We start from the raw sequence: 17,085 nt of genomic DNA, 5'->3' as shown, positions 1-17,085 counted from the left end.
TCGATTGACTCGAGTGCCGTGGGGCGCACTACTCTCTGTGATACGGGTGGTTGTTGTTGATGCTCCAGGCACGGTAAAGGCTCTCGGCGACCAAGACGCGTACCAAGGGGTGGGGCAGGGTCAAGGCCGATAGGCACCAGCTCTGATTCGCCGCCTGTTTACAGGCGGGGGCCAGCCCCTCGGGGCCGCCGATAAGCAGGCTAACATCGCGGCCGTCCAGTTGCCAGCGGTTGAGCTGAGTGGCAAGCTCGGGCGTGGTCCAGTTTTTACCCGGCAGATCCAGGCTGACGATATGGTTTCCCTTGGGGATAGCCGCCAGCATCTGTTCGCCCTCTTTGTGCAAGATGCGGGCGATGTCGGCATTCTTACCGCGCTTTCCGGCAGGGATCTCGATCAATTCGAAGGCCATGTCCCGGGGGAAACGGCGCTGGTATTCTTCGAAACCTGTGGTGACCCAGGCGGGCATACGAGTGCCCACGGCAACGAGTTGTAACTTCATTAAGCTGGCTTTTCAGACCACAGCTTTTCAAGCTGATAGAAGTCGCGAGTCTTGTCTTGCATTACATGAACAATCACGTCGCCCAGGTCGACCAGCACCCATTCGCTGCTGTCACGGCCTTCGACGCCATGGATATGCAGGTTGGCACGTTTGGCCTCGAGTACCACGTTCTCGGCGATAGCCTTGACGTGGGTCTTAGAAGTACCCGAACAGACCACCATATAGTCGGTGACATTTGACTTGTCGGTGACTTCGAGTACGACAACATCTTTTGCTTTTAAATCTTCGACCTTGTCGATGACAAACTGTTTAAGCTCGGCGCTTTGCACGCTAAATTCCTCATTCATTTTTAACAGCGAGGCAGTATAACAGGTTATGCCCCTAAAGTAATTGCTAATAGCGGTGCGCGAAATGCCTGTCTGCGCCCGAAATGGCGCGAGTTTGGCTAAAGGTTGAAGCCTTGTTATCTCGCTGTTAGCGATAGAGGTGATGGGCGGCGATATAGTCGGCGATTGCCTGCGGCATGGCGTCTGGTGCCAGCTGGTTTTGGGCGAGCTGCCGACGAACTTCGGTAGAGGAGTAAGGCTGCGGCGTGATGGTGACTGGGAAGATGAGGCCAGCGGTACGGCCCATGTCGATGGCCTTATCCAGCTCAGCCTTGCCTGCGCGGCGCGCATCCAGTAGCGCCGCCATCTCGCTGTCGCCACACAACGTCCAGCCAGGGCGTTGGCAGACGGCGATATGGGATAGGTCAAACAGCTCTTGCCAATGATACCAGGTCGGCAGACCGACGAAGGAGTCCATCCCCATGATAAACACCAGCTGATCCTGGCCATGGGTCTGACGCAGTTGCTTGAGGGTCTCTACCGAATAGGAGGGCTGGTCGCGGTTTGCCTCTATGTCACACAGCTTGAGCTGCGGGTATTGCCGACACACCAGCTGGGCCATCGCCAGACGATGCTGGGTCGAGGTGTTGGTGCCGTCCTTGTGGGGCGGAATATGGTTGGGCATCAGCCAGACTTCGTCGAGTCCCAGGGCGGCCTGCACCTCAAGCAATGGCTTGATATGACCATAGTGAATGGGGTCGAAGGTGCCGCCCAGTATGCCAATTTTCATCTAAACCTGCCTAGCCCAGTTCGATATGGCTAAGATGGTTGTGAGCCTTGGGATCGTACAGCAGGCAGAGGTGACTCATGGCGGTCCAATCCTCAGCCCCCTGCTGCTTGAGCTTTAGCTCGATCTTCGAGGCGCTGGCCAGGGCTGTCTCTATCTGACTTAGACTCAGGCGCGACAGCGCGCCCTGATACAGCCCCTTGCGCTTGTCCCAGATCCTGAACTGACTCCACAGACTCTGCAGCGGCGTGCCTGCCTCCTGAGCCTGCTTGAGCTGTAACAGTGTGGTCAGCTCTTTAAACTGGCCCCACAGCAGTATCGGCAGGGCCGTGCCCTCGGCTTGGAGTTGGGCCAGGATATGCTGGGCCTTCTCCTGCTGATTGGCTAGCAGGCAATCGGCCAGCTGAAACACGCTGAAACGGGACTGATCTTCGAAGTAGTTTTGCAGTTGCTCTCTGGTGATCTGGCTGCTGGGGCTGAGCAGCATCAGCAGTTGTATCGCCTGATCCGCCGCCAGCAGGTTGCCTTCATACAGACTCAGCAACAGCTGCTGGGCGTCCAGGGTGAGGTTTAAGCCGGCCTCGCGAATACGGGTCTGTAACCAGCGCTGAAACTGTGGCCCTTCAGGCGTAGCGCAGGGGATATAAATCCCTTTGTCATCCAGCTGCTTAAACCATTTCGACTTGGTCTGTTCGCTGGCAAGCTTCGGTCCTGTGATCACCAACAGAATATCTGGATTCACCTGCTGCATCAGGCTCTGTAGCTGGCTACTGCCCTCGCTGCCGGGTTTGGCCTGGGGCAGGTGCAGCTCTATGATGCGGCGACTGGCGAACAGGCTCATGGTGTTCCACTCATCCTGCAGTTCGCGCCAGTTAAAGCCTGTCTCCTGAGTGAGTTGAATGCGCTCCTCGAAGCCTTCTCGTCTTGCCTGCTCCAATATCGCTCGCTTGCTGGTTTCGCACAGCCAGGGGTCATCACCAAAGATGAGATAACAGGGCTTTAGCGGCGAGAGTTGCTTGGCGAGCTGGTCCGGGTAGACGCGCATCAGTTGGTCTCGATAGAGGCCAGGATCTGGATGATCTGGTCGGCGGCCTGGATGCGCATCTCTTTTACAAGCAGCTCCATCTCACGGCTCTTTGCCAGTGCGGTGCGGGGATCGTCCAGGTAGTCGCGGTGAATGTCGACATCGAAGGCCTTAGCCTCGCGCTCGGGATACTGCACCGCGAAACGCACATGATAGTTGAGCTCATACTCCGCTACATTCCCTGTGGGGTAGAGGGAGAGGGTGCTTCTGTCGAGAGAATCGTTGAGGATCCTAACGACAGGCACACTGGCGTCATCTTCCACCACTGTGATGCTGTTGAGACGCAGGCGTTCGCGTACCAGGCGGGTCAGCTCGCTGTATTCGTCCTGGCTGCTCAGGGTGAGCGTCTTAAGAGAATCTGGGATCGAGTAGCTGCGCTGAAGTTTAAAACCACATCCGGCGCTAAGCAGCACCGAGAGGGTTAAGATTGCAAAACATAAGCGTTTAATAAGCATAGGCTAAGCCATCTATTTCCATGTTTGATAAGACTCGGCCACCAGAGGTGGCCGAGTAGAGCGGGCAATTAGTTAGCTACGATATTGAGTAGCTTACCTGGTACATAAATGACCTTACGTACCGTCTTGCCTTCGGTGTGCTTGATAACACCTTCCTCTGCCATACCGGCGGCTTCTACCGTGTCTTTGTCGGCGTCGGCGGCCACTGTCACCTTGGCGCGTAGCTTGCCGTTCACCTGTACAATGATCAGCTTGCTGTCTTCGACCAGCGCTGACTCATCGACGACCGGCCAAAGCACGTTTTCAATCGTCTCTTCGTGACCCAGTGCCTGCCACAGCTCGAAGCTGGTGTGCGGGATGATAGGGTAGAGCAGACGTACCACTGCGCACAGGGCTTCCTGCATCAGGGCTCTGTCTTGCTCGCTTTCCATCGGTGCCTTTTGCAGACGGTTCATCAGCTCCATCACAGAGGCGATGGCGGTGTTGAACATCTGACGACGCTCGATATCGTCACCTACCTTGGCGATGGTCTTGTGCAGCTCGCGGCGAAGCTCTTTTTGAGCGCTATCGAGTGAGGCAACATCCAGGGCAACGGTTGGGCCTTGTGACACATGGTCGTGAGCCAGTTTCCACAGACGCTTGATGAAGCGGTGAGCCCCTTCTACGCTCGACTCTTGCCACTCAAGAGTAAGCTCTGGTGGCGAGGCAAACATCATGAACAGACGCACGGTATCGGCGCCGTACTTGTCTACCATCTCTTGTGGGTCGATACCATTGTTCTTCGACTTAGACATCTTGCTCATGCCGGTGTAAACCAGTTCATGACCTTGGCTGTCGACGGCCTTGACGATACGGCCCTTGTCGTCGGTTTCGGTGACCTTGGCATCGTTTGGCGATACCCAGACGCGAGCACCTTTCTCATCTGTGTAGTAGAAGGCATCGGCCAGTACCATGCCCTGAGTCAGCAGGCGCTTGGCCGGCTCGTCGCTGTTAACCAGGCCGATGTCGCGCAGCAGCTTGTGGAAGAAGCGGAAGTAGAGCAGGTGCATACAGGCGTGCTCGATGCCGCCGATATATTGGTCCACCGGCAGCCAGTAGTTGGCCTTGGCAGGATCCAGCATCTGGTCTGCCTTAGGGCTACAGTAGCGGGCATAGTACCAAGAAGACTCCATGAAGGTGTCGAAGGTATCAGTTTCTCTAAAGGCTTCCTGACCGTTAACCTGGGTCTTGGCCCATTCTTTGTCGGCCTTGATTGGGCTCTGGATACCATCCATGACCACATCTTCCGGCAGGATCACCGGTAGTTGATCTTCTGGGGTTGGCATCACAGTGCCGTCGGCCAGGGTCACCATAGGGATAGGTGCGCCCCAGTAGCGCTGACGGGAGACACCCCAGTCACGCAGACGATAGTTGACCTGACGCTTACCCTTGCCTTCGGCAGAGAGTCTTGCGTCGATGGCATCGAACGCTGCCTGGAAGTCTAGACCATCCAGCTCTGGGAATGAGTCGCCAGAGTTAAACAGGATACCCTTCTCAGTGTAGGCTTCTTCGCTGATATCCAGCTCGCCATCTGCAGGTTTGATCACGCCTTCGATCGGCAGGCCATACTTAGTGGCAAATTCGTAGTCGCGCTGGTCGTGGCCAGGTACCGACATCACGGCGCCCGTACCATAGTTCATCAGCACGAAGTTAGCGGCCCAGATAGGCACCAGCTTGCCTGTCAGCGGGTGGATGGCCTTAAGGCCTGTATCGACACCCTTCTTCTCCATGGCGGCCATGGCGGCTTCCGAGGTATCGGCGTTCTTGCACTCTTCGATAAAGTCGGCCAGCACAGGGTTGTTCTCTGCCGCTTGCTGCGCCAACGGATGACCGGCGGCGATTGCCACATAGGTCACGCCCATTACTGTGTCTGGGCGAGTGGTGTAGATGTCGAAGCTCTGATCGCTACCCTCGACCTGGAAGGTCATCTCGATGCCTTCGCTACGGCCGATCCAGTTGCGCTGCATCGTCTTGACCTGCTCCGGCCATTCGTCCAGCTGGTCGATGTCGTTTAGCAGCTCTTCGGCGTAGTCGGTGATCTTGATGAACCACTGCGGGATCTCTTTTTGCACCACTGGGGTGTCACAGCGCCAGCAGCAGCCGTCTTGTACCTGCTCGTTGGCCAGTACGGTCTCATCGTTTGGACACCAGTTGACCGAGGCGGTCTTCTTGTAGACCAGCCCTTTGTCATACAGCTTGGTGAAGAACCACTGTTCCCAACGGTAGTATTCTGGGGTGCAGGTGGCGATCTCACGACTCCAGTCGTAGCCGAAACCCAGCATCTTCAGCTGGTTCTTCATGTAGTCGATGTTTTCATAGGTCCAAGGGGCTGGCGCCGTCTTGTTGTTGATGGCGGCATTTTCAGCTGGCAGACCGAAAGAGTCCCAACCTATGGGTTGTAATACGTTTTTTCCTTGCAGACGCTGGTAACGCGCAACGACATCGCCTATGGTGTAGTTGCGGACATGGCCCATATGCAGTCGGCCTGAAGGGTATGGAAACATAGAGAGGCAGTAAAACTTCTCTTTGCTTTCGTCCTCGGTTACTTCAAATGTTTTAGTGTCTTGCCAGTGCTGCTGCACCTTAGCTTCAATCTCTGAAGGTAGATATTGCTCTTGCATTGATGATTCCCGGCCATGCCGCCTATTTATTTGATCTTGCGCATCTTGCGCGCGAGTTAGATCTGCATAGAATAAACTAGAAGTGAGTCATTAAAAAGGTTCGCATGAAGGAGTATTGAACATGAGTGAAAGAAGTACCGAGTTGCTATCGCTTTACCAGGCCCTATTCGAGCAGGTGAAATCGGATTTCTCTGAAGATAACTCAATGACTGCAAAGGAATTATATAAGACTGTCACGGCGAGTAAGGAGTTCTTGTTGCTTAAGGAGCAGGCCAAGGAGGAGGAGCTTGCCCTGGTGGAAGATTTTTTAAAGCGTGATATCGGCAGCTACCTGGCTGAGAAGAACGCCACGGATCTTAGCCACAGCCCCACAGTCATCGCCGCCGAGAATACCCTGTGGCACTGGCTGAGTGAGATAACCGACAGAAGCCAGATTGAGTGGCATGAGGTGACCCAGGACTTCAAGCATCACGGCTATTATCAGAGTGGTGAGATAGTGGGTCAGGGAGTCATGGTCTGTACCGGCTGCGGTCATGAGATGCGTATCGAATTCCCCGGCGTGATCCCAGACTGTCCCGAGTGCGACGGCGATCAATTTACCCGCGAGGCACTTGCACCTTAAGCCGTTGAGCATTTTCCGCCGATACCAGGCTTTATGGGTTAACGAAAAAATCCCCGCATCATGCGGGGATTTTTGTATGTGCTCTAAACGCCTGGAGAAAAAGGTTATACCAATCACAGTAAACATGTGATCAGAAATAGCGCAGGAAAAACGCTTGAGAACAAAGCAGGATTTTTAAATAAGTAGTTATTCTACAATTAAAAATACTAATACAGTTATCGAGCGTTTTAACAAGCTAGAATGATCAATTGTTTATTACGATTGGTATTAGAGGCGTAGGCGGCGGATCACCGCGCCTATCAAGACTATGGTGCACAGCAGCAAGAGCGGCGTCTGGCCCCAGCGGGCGAAGCCTGTACTGCCAGTAACCAGAGGAACCTCGGCCTTGAGCACGCCAGTCTCAAACTGCGGCAGGCTATGGGTTATCTTGCCGCTTGGGTTAACCACGGCAGTGACCCCATTGTTGGTGGCCCTCAGTAGCGGGCGACCCAACTCGATGGCGCGCATCTGGGCTATTTCCATGTGTTGTAACGGCCCGTTTGAGCGGCCGAACCAGGCGTCGTTGGAGACGGTGAGCAGCAGCTCTGTGCCCCCATTGACGTTGGCCCTTAACTGTTCGGGGAAGGCAATTTCATAACAGATGGCCGGTGCCACCTGATGACCCACGACATCTAAATTGGGCTGCTTAAAATCGCCCCTGGCGAAGGAGGACATGGGCAGGTTAAAGAAGGGGGCCAGCGGCCTGAGCAGATCTTCCAGGGGCACAAACTCACCTATGGGCAGCAGATGATGCTTACGAAACTTGTTGCTGCCATCGCCGCGATAATCAGGGCTCTCTTGCTGTAACTGCTGGTGGTTACCCAGGACAATCAGCGAGTTATAGAAGCGATTCTGCTGCTTGCTGATGATGCCTGTGATGATGGCGCTGTTATTCAGGTTGGCGACCTTGTTGGCGTTATCGAGAAACTCTTTCACCATATACTCGGGCGCGGGGATCGCCGCCTCCGGCCAGATAAACAGGTCGGTATCGGCCAGCGATGGCCTGGAGAGATCCATATACTTGAGCATGGTGGGCCAGAGTGCCTCGGGCTGCCACTTCATGCTCTGGGCGATATTGCCCTGTACCAGCGCCACCCTGACGGACTTACCTGTTGGCGAAATGGGCGACAGCTGTGCGCTGGCGAATGCCCCCAGGCCCGCAAGGCTAGTGATAAGCAGTAATGGCAGGGCTCTTAACCCCACTTCCCTCACTCCCTTGCCGCTAGGTGTGACGGCAAAGGCCAAGGCGCCGGCGATTATAGTCAGGACAAGGCTGAGCCCCAGGGCGCCAATGTTGCTGGCTAAAGGTGCCAGAGGCCCATTGGTCTGGCTGTAGCCGGCCCAGAGCCAGGGAAAACCTGTCAATACCCAGCCTCTGGCCCACTCGGTGAGCACCCAGGCGGCGGGGAAGACGGCGAGATAGCGCAGTGTGAGCGACTTTGGCACGAGTCTGATACTGAGGTAGGCCGCCAGGGCCGGGTAGAGAGCCAGATAGAGGGCCAGGATGGCCATGAGTCCCAGAGAGGCGATAAGCGGCAGGCCACCGAAGGTGTCCATGCTGACGTGTACCCAGCTGATCCCCACCGAGAAACAGCCAAAGCCGAAGCTTAGCCAGTAGAGAAAGGTTTGTCTCGGGGTCAGCGTGCGGCTGTGACCCAAGGCGAATGCCATGGCAAGCGGGTAGATGGGCCAGAGGCCATAGGGGGCGAAAGCCAGTGCGGTACTGGCACCCGCCAGATAGGCGAGTACCAGCCGTATTACAGCATGATGGGCAATTGCCCTAAGTCGTAGCAGCATTATAGCCTCATCAGGGGACCGAAGGTTTACGCGCTTTCTTCTTCGGTCTGGGGATCGGGAAGTTTAACCCTAAGCTGAACCAGCCTGCGGGTATCGGCGCTAATCACCTTAAATTCAATCTCATCTATGGTGATCTTCTCGTTGCGCTCGGGCAGGTGGCCGAAGGCGTGGGAGACCAGGCCGCCGACGGTATCGAACTCTTCGTCACTAAATTGGGTGCCGAAGGTCTCGTTGAAGTCGTCGATGGGGGTCAGTGCCTTGACCATGTAGATCTGTTTACCCACCTTGCGGATCTCTGTCTCTTCGGCGGAGTCGTGATCGAACTCATCTTCGATCTCGCCGACGATCTCTTCGAGGATGTCCTCGATGGTCACCAGGCCAGATACCCCGCCATATTCATCGACGACGATCGCCATGTGGTAGCGCTGAGAACGGAATTCCTTTAGCAGCACGTCGACACGTTTGCTCTCTGGTACCACCACGGCCGGGCGGATCACCTGCTCGAGAGAAAAGGGCTCTTCATTGTTCTTAAAGCCGTACTGCAGAAGATCTTTGGCCAGCAGTATGCCTTCGATATGATCTTTATCTTCGTTGACCACGGGGAAGCGGGAATGGGCCGAGCCGATGACGGTCGACAGTAGCTCCTCTACCGTGTTGTCGATTTTTAGCGCCACAATTTGTGCCCGTGGGATCATGATGTCACGCACGCGCAGATCGGAGACTTCTAAAACACCTTTAATCATTTCGCGCGTGTCTTCGCTGATCACTTCTCTCTGTTCAGCGTCGTGGATCACCTCCACTAACTCGTCGCGACTCTGTGGTTCGCCCTGGAATAACTGACTTACTTTTTCAAACCAGCCCTTCTTATGGGCGTTGCTACTCGGTGGGTTATCGTCACTCATAGTAATTTCCTGACCAGAATTGGCCGGCTATTGCTCCTTGTAAGGATTGGGAAATCCCAAACTTTCAATAAGTTGAGTCTCTAAAGACTCCATCTCTTCTGCTTCGCTATCGATAATATGATCATACCCTAGCAGATGCAGACAACCATGTACAACCATGTGGGCCCAGTGGGCTTCGAGGCTTTTTCCTTGGATTTCAGCCTCCTGTTCGACCACAGGCACACAGATCACTAAGTCGCCCAGCAGCGGCAGTTCTACCTCCGGGGGCGACTCGAACGGGAATGATAGCACATTTGTCGGCTTGTCTTTGCCTCTATAGGTATGATTTAACTGCTGGCTTTCCGCTTCATCGACCAGGCGTATGGTCATCTCCGCCTCGGGCATGACGTTGCCCAGGGCCAGACGCACCCAAGACTCAAACTGTGCCTGGCTCGGTACCTGCTTGGCCTGGGTCGCGAGTTGCAGATCCAGTTGTAGTGCGATTGGGTTATCAGGCGTCATGATGCTTAGGCTCCTCTGCCTTAAACTGGCTCTCGCGCTTGGCCTTCTCGCTTGCCACTTTCTGATCGTGTGCCTCATAGGCCTCGACGATACGGGCAACCACGGGGTGGCGCACCACATCCTTGGCCTGGAAGAAGTTAAAGCTTACCTCGTCGACTTCGCTTAGCACTTCGATGGCATGGCGAAGGCCAGACTTCTGATGCTTGGGCAGGTCGATCTGGGTGATATCGCCGGTGATCACCGCGCGGGAGTTGAAGCCGATACGGGTGAGGAACATCTTCATCTGCTCCACCGTGGTATTTTGGCTCTCATCCAGGATGATAAAGGCATCATTTAAGGTGCGACCACGCATATAGGCCAGCGGCGCGACTTCGATGACGCTGCGCTCAATCAGGCGCTCGACCTTCTCGAAACCCATCATCTCAAACAGGGCGTCATACAGGGGGCGCAAATAGGGGTCGACCTTCTGGCTGAGATCGCCCGGGAGGAAGCCGAGCTTCTCACCGGCTTCGACCGCTGGACGGGTCAACAGGATGCGTCTGACTTCCTGGCGTTCCAGGGCGTCGACCGCCGCTGCGACTGCCAGGTAGGTTTTCCCCGTACCTGCAGGGCCGATACCAAAGCTGATGTCGTGACGCACGATATTGGCCACATAATCGCTCTGGTTGGGATTGCGGGGCTTGACCACGCCGCGTTTGGTCTTGATATAGAGCTCTTTGTCGTCGCGAGGGGCCTCGGCTTCCAGGGCGATCGCCTCTTGAATCGCCATGTGCACCTTATCGGGCTCCAGGTCTGGCGTGCTGCCACGTACCGGCTGGGTCTCGACATAGAGTTCTTTGAGCAGATTATTGACCGTCAGGCAGTTGCGGGCCTGACCGACAATTTGGAAATGGTTGTTGCGATAGTTTATCTCGACGCCGATGCGACGCTCGAGTTGTTTGATATTGTCATCAAAGGGCCCGCAGAGCGATGCTAGTCGACGGGTATCAGACGGCTCGAGATACAGATTGAGCGTTGTGAGTTTGTTTGACAAAAATAGCTCCAGTTGCGTTTGTCGTTAAAGCGTGTCCTGTAGGGGATAATTCCCAACAGACTATAGTGACAGTTTACGAGGCATTAAGTTTAATTGCTAATGCTATTTGATTGCACCATTTGATTGAAAATTCGCCGCCGCTAATAGGGTTTACCGATTCGACGTCCAATAAAAAAGCGACCCCTAGGGTCGCTCTTCAATTAGGCCTTAAGTGAGGCCTAAGGGATAAACTGAGTCACCCCAAGATCGTCATCTTTCTTATGCTTGGCCAGGATGTCAGACGGGCGCAGGTCGCGGCGCAGATCCATCTCATCTTCGCCACGGATAAACTTACCGCGCAGCGAGTTGGTGAACACGTCGACGATCTCGACGTCGACGAAGCTACCTATATGCTTAGGATCGGCTTCGAAGTTCACTACACGGTTGTTTTCGGTGCGACCGCGCAGCTCCATCGGGTTCTTGACCGAAGGACCTTCAACCAGAATACGCTGCACTGTGCCGAGCATCTGACGGCTGTAGCGCATCGCTTGCTGGGTGATTCTGTCTTGCAGAATCGCCAGGCGTTCCTTCTTCTCATCGAGAGACACATCGTCAGGCAGGTCCGAGGCGGGCGTGCCAGGACGCGCGCTGTAGATAAAGCTGAAGCTGTGGTCGAACTGCACATCTTCAATCAGCTTCATGGTGTCGGCGAAATCCTGCTTAGACTCGCCAGGGAAGCCGACGATGAAGTCAGAGCTGATCTGGATATCGGGTCTTGCCTTACGCAGGCGGCGGATGATCGACTTATACTCGATGGCCATGTGGCCACGCTTCATCTGGGTGAGGATCAGATCAGAACCAGACTGTACCGGCAGATGCAGGAAGCTCACCAACTCTGGAGTGTCTTCATACACATCTATGATGTCCTGAGTAAACTCGATCGGGTGGCTGGTGGTGAAACGAATACGATCGATACCGTCTATGGCGGCCACATAACGCAGCAGCTCGGCGAAGGTACAGATATCGTCATCGTGGGTCGCACCGCGATAGGCGTTCACGTTCTGGCCTAGCAGGTTAACCTCGCGTACGCCTTGCTCGGCGAGCTGAGCGATTTCTAGGATCACATCGTCCAGCGGACGGCTTACTTCTTCACCACGGGTGTATGGCACCACGCAGAAAGAGCAATACTTGCTGCAGCCTTCCATGATGGAGACGAAGGCGCTTGGGCCCTCGGCGCGCGGCTCTGGCAGGCGGTCGAACTTTTCAATCTCGGGGAAGCTGACGTCGATAACAGCCTTGCCGCCTTGCTGGATCTGTTCGATCATCTCAGGCAGACGATGTAGCGTCTGTGGGCCGAAGATCAGGTCGACACATTGAGCTCTGTCTTTGATTGCCTTACCTTCTTGAGACGCCACGCAGCCACCTACACCTATGATAAGGTTAGGGTTCTTGTCTTTTAGCGTCTTCCAGCGACCCAGCTGGTGGAATACTTTTTCCTGTGCTTTTTCGCGAATCGAGCAGGTATTGAGTAGCAGTACATCTGCTTCTTCGGCCTCTTCGGTCAAGGTGTAGCCTTGATATTCGTCGAGCAGGTCGGCCATCTTTGATGAGTCATACTCATTCATCTGACAGCCCCAGGTTTTAATGTGGAGTTTCTTACTCATCAGTTTTGCGCCGTTGTTGCAACTACTGGGAAAAATAGCGCGACATTTTACCCTCTGCGCCGCCTGCTGGCTAGCTTTTGCACGTCATAAGGATGAATTTACTCGGTGCGCGCGGATCCTTTGACCGGGAAATCCACCAGGGCGACCTGCGCCTCGGGCGTCTGAGTAAAGAAGGCATCGGCCATCGCCTGGCTGCTGTTTTTGGCCTGACGCTGTATGCTTGTTTGGATCTCCGCCCTATAATGGCTCATTAATTCAATCGTATATTGATATAGGGCATAATCAAGCGAGTTGCGATAGGTTACAGTCATTCGCTCCATCCCAGAGGTGGGCGTGGCAAGGGCCGAAGCCGAGATTAGACTGGCGGCGGTGATTAGGCTGGCTAGCAGTAACTTTTTCATAGGACACTCCGTGACACTCAGCAGTAATGGTTAGCTGTATTGCAAGTTAGCTGTGAACTGAGAGTGTAAAGGCGCAAATGGCGTTATGCGCCGCGCCTTTGTAACTGAGTGTGAGTAGTTGCCTGCCTGGTAACATTTATACACGCAATCCGTCGATGTGACATATTTGGTAATAAGAAGTAGGGAGTCGAACCCAAGGTGAGTCAGAACCAGCGCAAGACCTTAGTGAAAGATGTTGTCGTGTTAGGCGGCGGTATGGTGGGGGCGGCGACGGCCCTCGGGTTGGCGCAGCTTGGCCTGTCGGTGGCGGTGGTTGAGGCCTATGGGCCCAAGGCCTATGACAGTGAGCAGGAACTGGATCTTAGGGTATCGGCCATCAGCGTGGCCTCAGAGCAGTTGCTCGAGCGCCTCGGCGCCCTGCCTGCACTCGGCGAGATGCGTCAGGTAGCCTACAAGGGGCTGGAGACCTGGGAGATGGAAGGCTGCATCACCCAGTTTCATAGCGACCAGATTGGCGCCTCTCATCTTGGTCATATCGTCGAAAACCGTCTGGTGCAGCTGGCCCTGTGGCAGCAATTTGACCGACATGACAATCTCAGTCTGCTTTGCCCTGCCAAGGTGAGCCAGTTTGCCCGCATGGAAGGCGGCATTCGCATCACCCTGGAGGATGGTAGCGAGATAGAGACGCGGCTGCTGGTGGGGGCCGATGGCGCTAACTCTCAGGTGCGCCAGTGGGCAGGGATCGGCGTGACGGGTTGGGATTACGCCCAGTCGGCCATGCTGATCAATATCGCCACCGAGCAGGAAGAGCAGGATGTCACCTGGCAGCAGTTTACCCCTAAGGGGCCGCGCTCCCTGTTGCCGCTGCCGGGTAAGCATGCCTCCTTGGTGTGGTACGACGATGCCAGTCGTATCGCTCAGCTGCAAAGTCTAAGTAACCAGGCGCTGTATGAGCAGATAGATGCCCACTTCCCTAAACGCCTGGCCCGTGAGTTTAAGGTGCTCTCTAAGGGAAGCTTCAAGCTGACCCGTCGCCACGCCCAGCGCTACTTTGACTATCACCTGGTGATCCTGGGCGACGCCGCCCATACCATCAACCCGCTGGCCGGCCAGGGCGTCAACCTGGGCTTTAAGGATGTCAGCGCCCTGATAGACACCTTCGCCGATGCCATCGCTAACCATAAATGCTGGTGGGATAACGAGGTGCTCAAGAGCTATCAGGCTAAGCGTTATACAGACAATCAGTTGATGATGACCACCATGGATCTCTTCTACGCCGGCTTTAGTAACGAGCTCTTGCCGTTGAAACTGCTTAGAAACGGCGCCCTCAAGCTGGCTAATATCGATGGGCCCATCAAACAGAAGGTACTCAAATACGCCATGGGGCTCTAAGCATCATGGCGTAGACCTCCCGCCCCGGATAAATTTGTTGCCGACTCGATTGAGTGCTAAAATGCCGCGTTTTTTATTGGCACTTGCGAACGGACAAGGGTGAAATGAGCAATATAAAGCTTATCGTAGGCTTGGCTAATCCAGGCGACAAATATGAGCGAACTCGGCACAACGCAGGTGCATGGTATGTCAACGAGCTGGCACGGGTTTGTGGTGTCAGCCTGGTGGCCGATAGCAAATACTTTGGCCTGACCGCCAGGGCGACCCTGTATGGTAAAGATGTACGCCTGTTGATCCCAACGACCTTTATGAACCTCAGTGGTAAGTCGGTGGGAGCATTGGCAAACTTCTTTCGTATCGCCCCCGATGAGATCTTAGTGGCTCACGACGAGCTGGATATGCCACCAGGCGTGGCTAAGTTTAAGTTGGGCGGGGGGCATGGTGGCCATAATGGCCTGAAAGATATCATCGCCAAGCTCGGTAACGACAAAGGTTTCTATCGCCTGCGTATCGGCATTGGGCATCCTGGCGACAAGAGCATGGTCAGCAACTATGTGCTGGGCAAGGCACCGCAGACAGAACAAGGCCTCATCGAAGAGGTGATTGACGAGGCGGTGCGTGCCACCGAGGTGCTTTTTAAGGAAGATATGAGTAAGGCGATGCACAGGTTGCACTCTTACAAGGCCGGCTAAGCCGAGAACTCGGCAGTGAACAGCTTCATTATCGCTTAGGCGATAAGATTAATTGAATAAAGGTAATAATATGGGTTTTAAATGTGGCATCGTCGGCCTACCAAACGTAGGTAAATCGACTCTGTTCAACGCCTTGACTAAGGCGGGTATCGAAGCGTCAAACTTCCCGTTTTGTACGATCGAGCCTAACACGGGTGTGGTACCTGTGCCGGATCCACGTTTGGAGGCCCTGGCGGAAATCGTTAAGCCTGAACGTGTTCTGCCGACTACCATGGAATTCGTCGATATCGCCGGCCTGGTAGCCGGTGCCTCGAAAGGGGAAGGCCTGGGTAACAAGTTCCTGGCAAACATTCGTGAAACCGATGCTATCGGTCACGTGGTGCGTTGTTTCGAAGATGAGAATATTGTACACGTGGCCAACAAGGTTTCGCCTGCGAGCGACATCGAGGTGATCAACACAGAACTTGCGCTGGCCGACCTGGACTCATGTGAGCGCGCCATCGTGCGTCAGCAAAAGCGTGCTAAGGGCGGCGATAAGGACGCTAAGTTCGAGGTGAGCGTACTTGAGAAGATGCGCCCCGTGCTGGACGAAGGCCACATGCTGCGTTCTATGGATCTCAGCAAAGAGGAGCTGGCGGCGGTTAACTACCTTAACTTCCTGACCCTTAAGCCGACCATGTATATCGCTAACGTTGCCGAAGATGGTTTCGAGAATAACCCGCATCTGGACGCGGTACGTGAAATCGCGACCAGAGAAAATGCGGTTGTGGTTGCTGTTTGTGCGGCGATCGAATCTGAGCTGGCCGAGATGGATGCCGAAGATCGTGACGAGTTCATGGCCGACCTGGGTCTGGAAGAGCCTGGTCTAGACCGTGTGATCCGCGCCGGTTACCAGCTGCTGGATCTGCACACTTACTTTACCGCCGGTGTGAAAGAGGTTCGTGCCTGGACAGTACCTGTGGGAGCCTGTGCGCCGCAAGCGGCTGGCGTGATCCACACCGACTTCGAACGTGGCTTCATTCGTGCCCAGGTGATGTCTTATGATGACTTCATCGCCTATAAGGGTGAGGCGGGTGCCAAAGAAGCGGGTAAACTGCGCGTCGAAGGTAAGACCTATGTGGTTAAAGATGGCGATGTGATGCATTTCCTCTTCAACGTTTAGTGGTTGACGCCGTTCTTGGCGGCGAAAACCAATAAACGCTTAAGCGGCTCGATACTCATTATCGGGCCGTTTTGCTTTCTGCAGCGGCTGAAAAAAGGCGTTAATTGCGGGTTTTTAGGGGCGAATTGCATAAGGCCTGTTCACTTTGGTGAGTTTATAGGCGAACGGCTAAGATAGTTTAAATTAGCGAAAAAAAGCTGTTGACCTGCCTACGCTGAATAAGCATAATACGCCCCGTTCCTCAGCAAGAGGGGCGCTAAATTACGATGGCTATGTAGCTCAGCTGGTTAGAGCACAGCACTCATAATGCTGGGGTCGCAGGTTCAAGTCCCGCCATAGCTACCATCCTTTCAAGATGCAAAACTGAACGAGTAGCAGGGCAGTGTCCCGATTTCAAAGGCTACCATCTCTTCAAGATGTAAAAATAGAAGCAAGTGCGGGAGTGGTGGAATTGGTAGACACGCCAGATTTAGGTTCTGGTGCCGCAAGGTGTGAGAGTTCAAGTCTCTCCTCCCGTACCATTTATTTTTGATTAGAGGTTGTCTACCTTTAGTCTTAAGCAAGAAAATTGGGGTATCGCCAAGCGGTAAGGCACCGGGTTTTGATCTCGGCATTCCTAGGTTCGAATCCTAGTACCCCAGCCATTTTCTCTTGCTTACTTTGATTCTTGGGGTATCGCCAAGCGGTAAGGCACCGGGTTTTGATCTCGGCATTCCTAGGTTCGAATCCTAGTACCCCAGCCATTTATCAGTAAGATAAATGTGGCTATGTAGCTCAGCTGGTTAGAGCACAGCACTCATAATGCTGGGGTCGCAGGTTCAAGTCCCGCCATAGCTACCACCTTATTCAAGGTAAATCCGCCGTTATCGGCGCCATCTGCTCGAGATGTTAAATTAGAGATTTGCTAGTTAGTTGAATGCTGAGTTGTTAAAGCTTAACCTTCAGACATATGACTAGAACTATCCTTGTCAGGATATAAAACATAGATGCAGTGCGGGAGTGGTGGAATTGGTAGACACGCCAGATTTAGGTTCTGGTGCCGCAAGGTGTGAGAGTTCAAGTCTCTCCTCCCGTACCATTATTTAGGCTT

General features: G+C 54.4%; 16 protein-coding genes and 6 tRNA genes. 10 read left to right on the top strand and 12 right to left on the bottom strand.

Features of this window, described 5'->3' with window-relative positions:
* Positions 1-28: 28 nt before the first annotated feature.
* The 6 genes from rlmH to leuS form a co-directional block, all read right to left on the bottom strand.
* Positions 29-499: a 23S rRNA (pseudouridine(1915)-N(3))-methyltransferase RlmH gene (gene rlmH / locus L2731_RS18050; protein WP_041509028.1), complete on the bottom strand. Its 471-nt coding sequence runs from the start codon at positions 497-499 to the stop codon at positions 29-31.
* Positions 499-828, bottom strand: coding sequence for a ribosome silencing factor (gene rsfS, locus L2731_RS18045; RefSeq protein ID WP_041509155.1), 330 nt, complete (start codon positions 826-828; stop codon positions 499-501). The genes rlmH and rsfS overlap by 1 nt, the downstream gene beginning before the upstream one ends.
* Before the next feature lie 145 nt (positions 829-973).
* Positions 974-1,615: a nicotinate-nucleotide adenylyltransferase gene (gene nadD / locus L2731_RS18040; RefSeq protein ID WP_249254744.1), complete on the bottom strand. Its 642-nt coding sequence runs from the start codon at positions 1,613-1,615 to the stop codon at positions 974-976.
* A gap of 10 nt (positions 1,616-1,625) precedes the next feature.
* On the bottom strand, positions 1,626-2,657 hold the full coding sequence (gene holA / locus L2731_RS18035) for a DNA polymerase III subunit delta (RefSeq protein ID WP_249254743.1): 1,032 nt from the start codon (positions 2,655-2,657) through the stop codon (positions 1,626-1,628).
* A complete protein-coding gene (locus L2731_RS18030) occupies positions 2,657-3,151 on the bottom strand; it encodes an LPS-assembly lipoprotein LptE (RefSeq protein WP_239851947.1) in 495 nt (164 codons plus the stop codon). Before L2731_RS18030 ends, holA begins: the two co-directional genes overlap by 1 nt.
* A 68-nt stretch (positions 3,152-3,219) precedes the next feature.
* The gene (gene leuS / locus L2731_RS18025; RefSeq protein ID WP_249254742.1) at positions 3,220-5,811 is read right to left on the bottom strand and encodes a leucine--tRNA ligase; all 2,592 of its coding nucleotides are present in this window, start codon (positions 5,809-5,811) and stop codon (positions 3,220-3,222) included.
* Between the two features lie 121 nt (positions 5,812-5,932).
* Between leuS and L2731_RS18020 the strand changes: the two genes are divergently transcribed.
* Entirely contained in the window at positions 5,933-6,433 is a 501-nt protein-coding gene (locus L2731_RS18020) for a zinc ribbon-containing protein (RefSeq protein ID WP_041509033.1), read from the top strand.
* A 267-nt stretch (positions 6,434-6,700) separates the two neighbouring features.
* Here the strand turns inward: L2731_RS18020 and lnt are convergent, their stop codons facing one another.
* The 6 genes from lnt to L2731_RS17990 form a co-directional block, all read right to left on the bottom strand.
* Entirely contained in the window at positions 6,701-8,269 is a 1,569-nt protein-coding gene (gene lnt, locus L2731_RS18015) for an apolipoprotein N-acyltransferase (protein WP_249254741.1), read from the bottom strand.
* A gap of 26 nt (positions 8,270-8,295) precedes the next feature.
* Complete coding sequence (gene corC, locus L2731_RS18010; protein ID WP_239882870.1) at positions 8,296-9,171, bottom strand: CNNM family magnesium/cobalt transport protein CorC; 876 nt, start codon at positions 9,169-9,171, stop codon at positions 8,296-8,298.
* A gap of 27 nt (positions 9,172-9,198) precedes the next feature.
* A complete protein-coding gene (gene ybeY / locus L2731_RS18005; RefSeq protein WP_249254740.1) occupies positions 9,199-9,672 on the bottom strand; it encodes an rRNA maturation RNase YbeY in 474 nt (157 codons plus the stop codon).
* Positions 9,662-10,705 carry a PhoH family protein gene (locus L2731_RS18000; protein WP_041509037.1) on the bottom strand — a complete coding sequence of 348 codons (1,044 nt, stop codon included), beginning with the start codon at positions 10,703-10,705 and terminating at the stop codon, positions 9,662-9,664. The genes ybeY and L2731_RS18000 overlap by 11 nt, the downstream gene beginning before the upstream one ends.
* A gap of 218 nt (positions 10,706-10,923) precedes the next feature.
* Positions 10,924-12,348: a tRNA (N6-isopentenyl adenosine(37)-C2)-methylthiotransferase MiaB gene (gene miaB, locus L2731_RS17995; RefSeq protein WP_239851931.1), complete on the bottom strand. Its 1,425-nt coding sequence runs from the start codon at positions 12,346-12,348 to the stop codon at positions 10,924-10,926.
* Between the two features lie 98 nt (positions 12,349-12,446).
* On the bottom strand, positions 12,447-12,749 hold the full coding sequence (locus L2731_RS17990) for a hypothetical protein (protein WP_249254739.1): 303 nt from the start codon (positions 12,747-12,749) through the stop codon (positions 12,447-12,449).
* Between the two features lie 255 nt (positions 12,750-13,004).
* Here L2731_RS17990 and L2731_RS17985 point away from each other — a divergent pair, with 255 nt between their 5' ends.
* From L2731_RS17985 to L2731_RS17945, 9 genes are all read left to right on the top strand, one after another.
* Positions 13,005-14,141 (top strand): FAD-dependent monooxygenase, encoded by a 1,137-nt coding sequence (locus L2731_RS17985; RefSeq protein ID WP_249254750.1) that lies wholly within the window; start codon positions 13,005-13,007, stop codon positions 14,139-14,141.
* Positions 14,142-14,245: 104 nt separating this feature from the next.
* The gene (pth, locus tag L2731_RS17980) at positions 14,246-14,833 is read left to right on the top strand and encodes an aminoacyl-tRNA hydrolase (RefSeq protein ID WP_041509040.1); all 588 of its coding nucleotides are present in this window, start codon (positions 14,246-14,248) and stop codon (positions 14,831-14,833) included.
* A 70-nt stretch (positions 14,834-14,903) separates the two neighbouring features.
* Complete coding sequence (gene ychF / locus L2731_RS17975) at positions 14,904-15,995, top strand: redox-regulated ATPase YchF (RefSeq protein ID WP_239851925.1); 1,092 nt, start codon at positions 14,904-14,906, stop codon at positions 15,993-15,995.
* A 268-nt stretch (positions 15,996-16,263) separates the two neighbouring features.
* A tRNA-Met gene (locus L2731_RS17970) sits at positions 16,264-16,340 on the top strand.
* A gap of 91 nt (positions 16,341-16,431) precedes the next feature.
* Positions 16,432-16,516: transfer RNA gene (locus tag L2731_RS17965), tRNA-Leu, on the top strand.
* Between the two features lie 48 nt (positions 16,517-16,564).
* Positions 16,565-16,639, top strand: a tRNA-Gln gene (locus L2731_RS17960).
* Positions 16,640-16,663: 24 nt separating this feature from the next.
* A tRNA-Gln gene (locus L2731_RS17955) sits at positions 16,664-16,738 on the top strand.
* Positions 16,739-16,758: 20 nt separating this feature from the next.
* Positions 16,759-16,835: transfer RNA gene (locus L2731_RS17950), tRNA-Met, on the top strand.
* 153 nt (positions 16,836-16,988) lie between these two features.
* Positions 16,989-17,073 (top strand) — tRNA-Leu (locus L2731_RS17945).
* Positions 17,074-17,085 lie beyond the last annotated feature (12 nt).

This window comes from Shewanella aquimarina (assembly GCF_023349185.1).
Taxonomy (GTDB): Bacteria; Pseudomonadota; Gammaproteobacteria; order Enterobacterales; family Shewanellaceae; genus Shewanella; species Shewanella aquimarina.
This window is presented reverse-complemented; position numbering and strand designations above follow the sequence as displayed.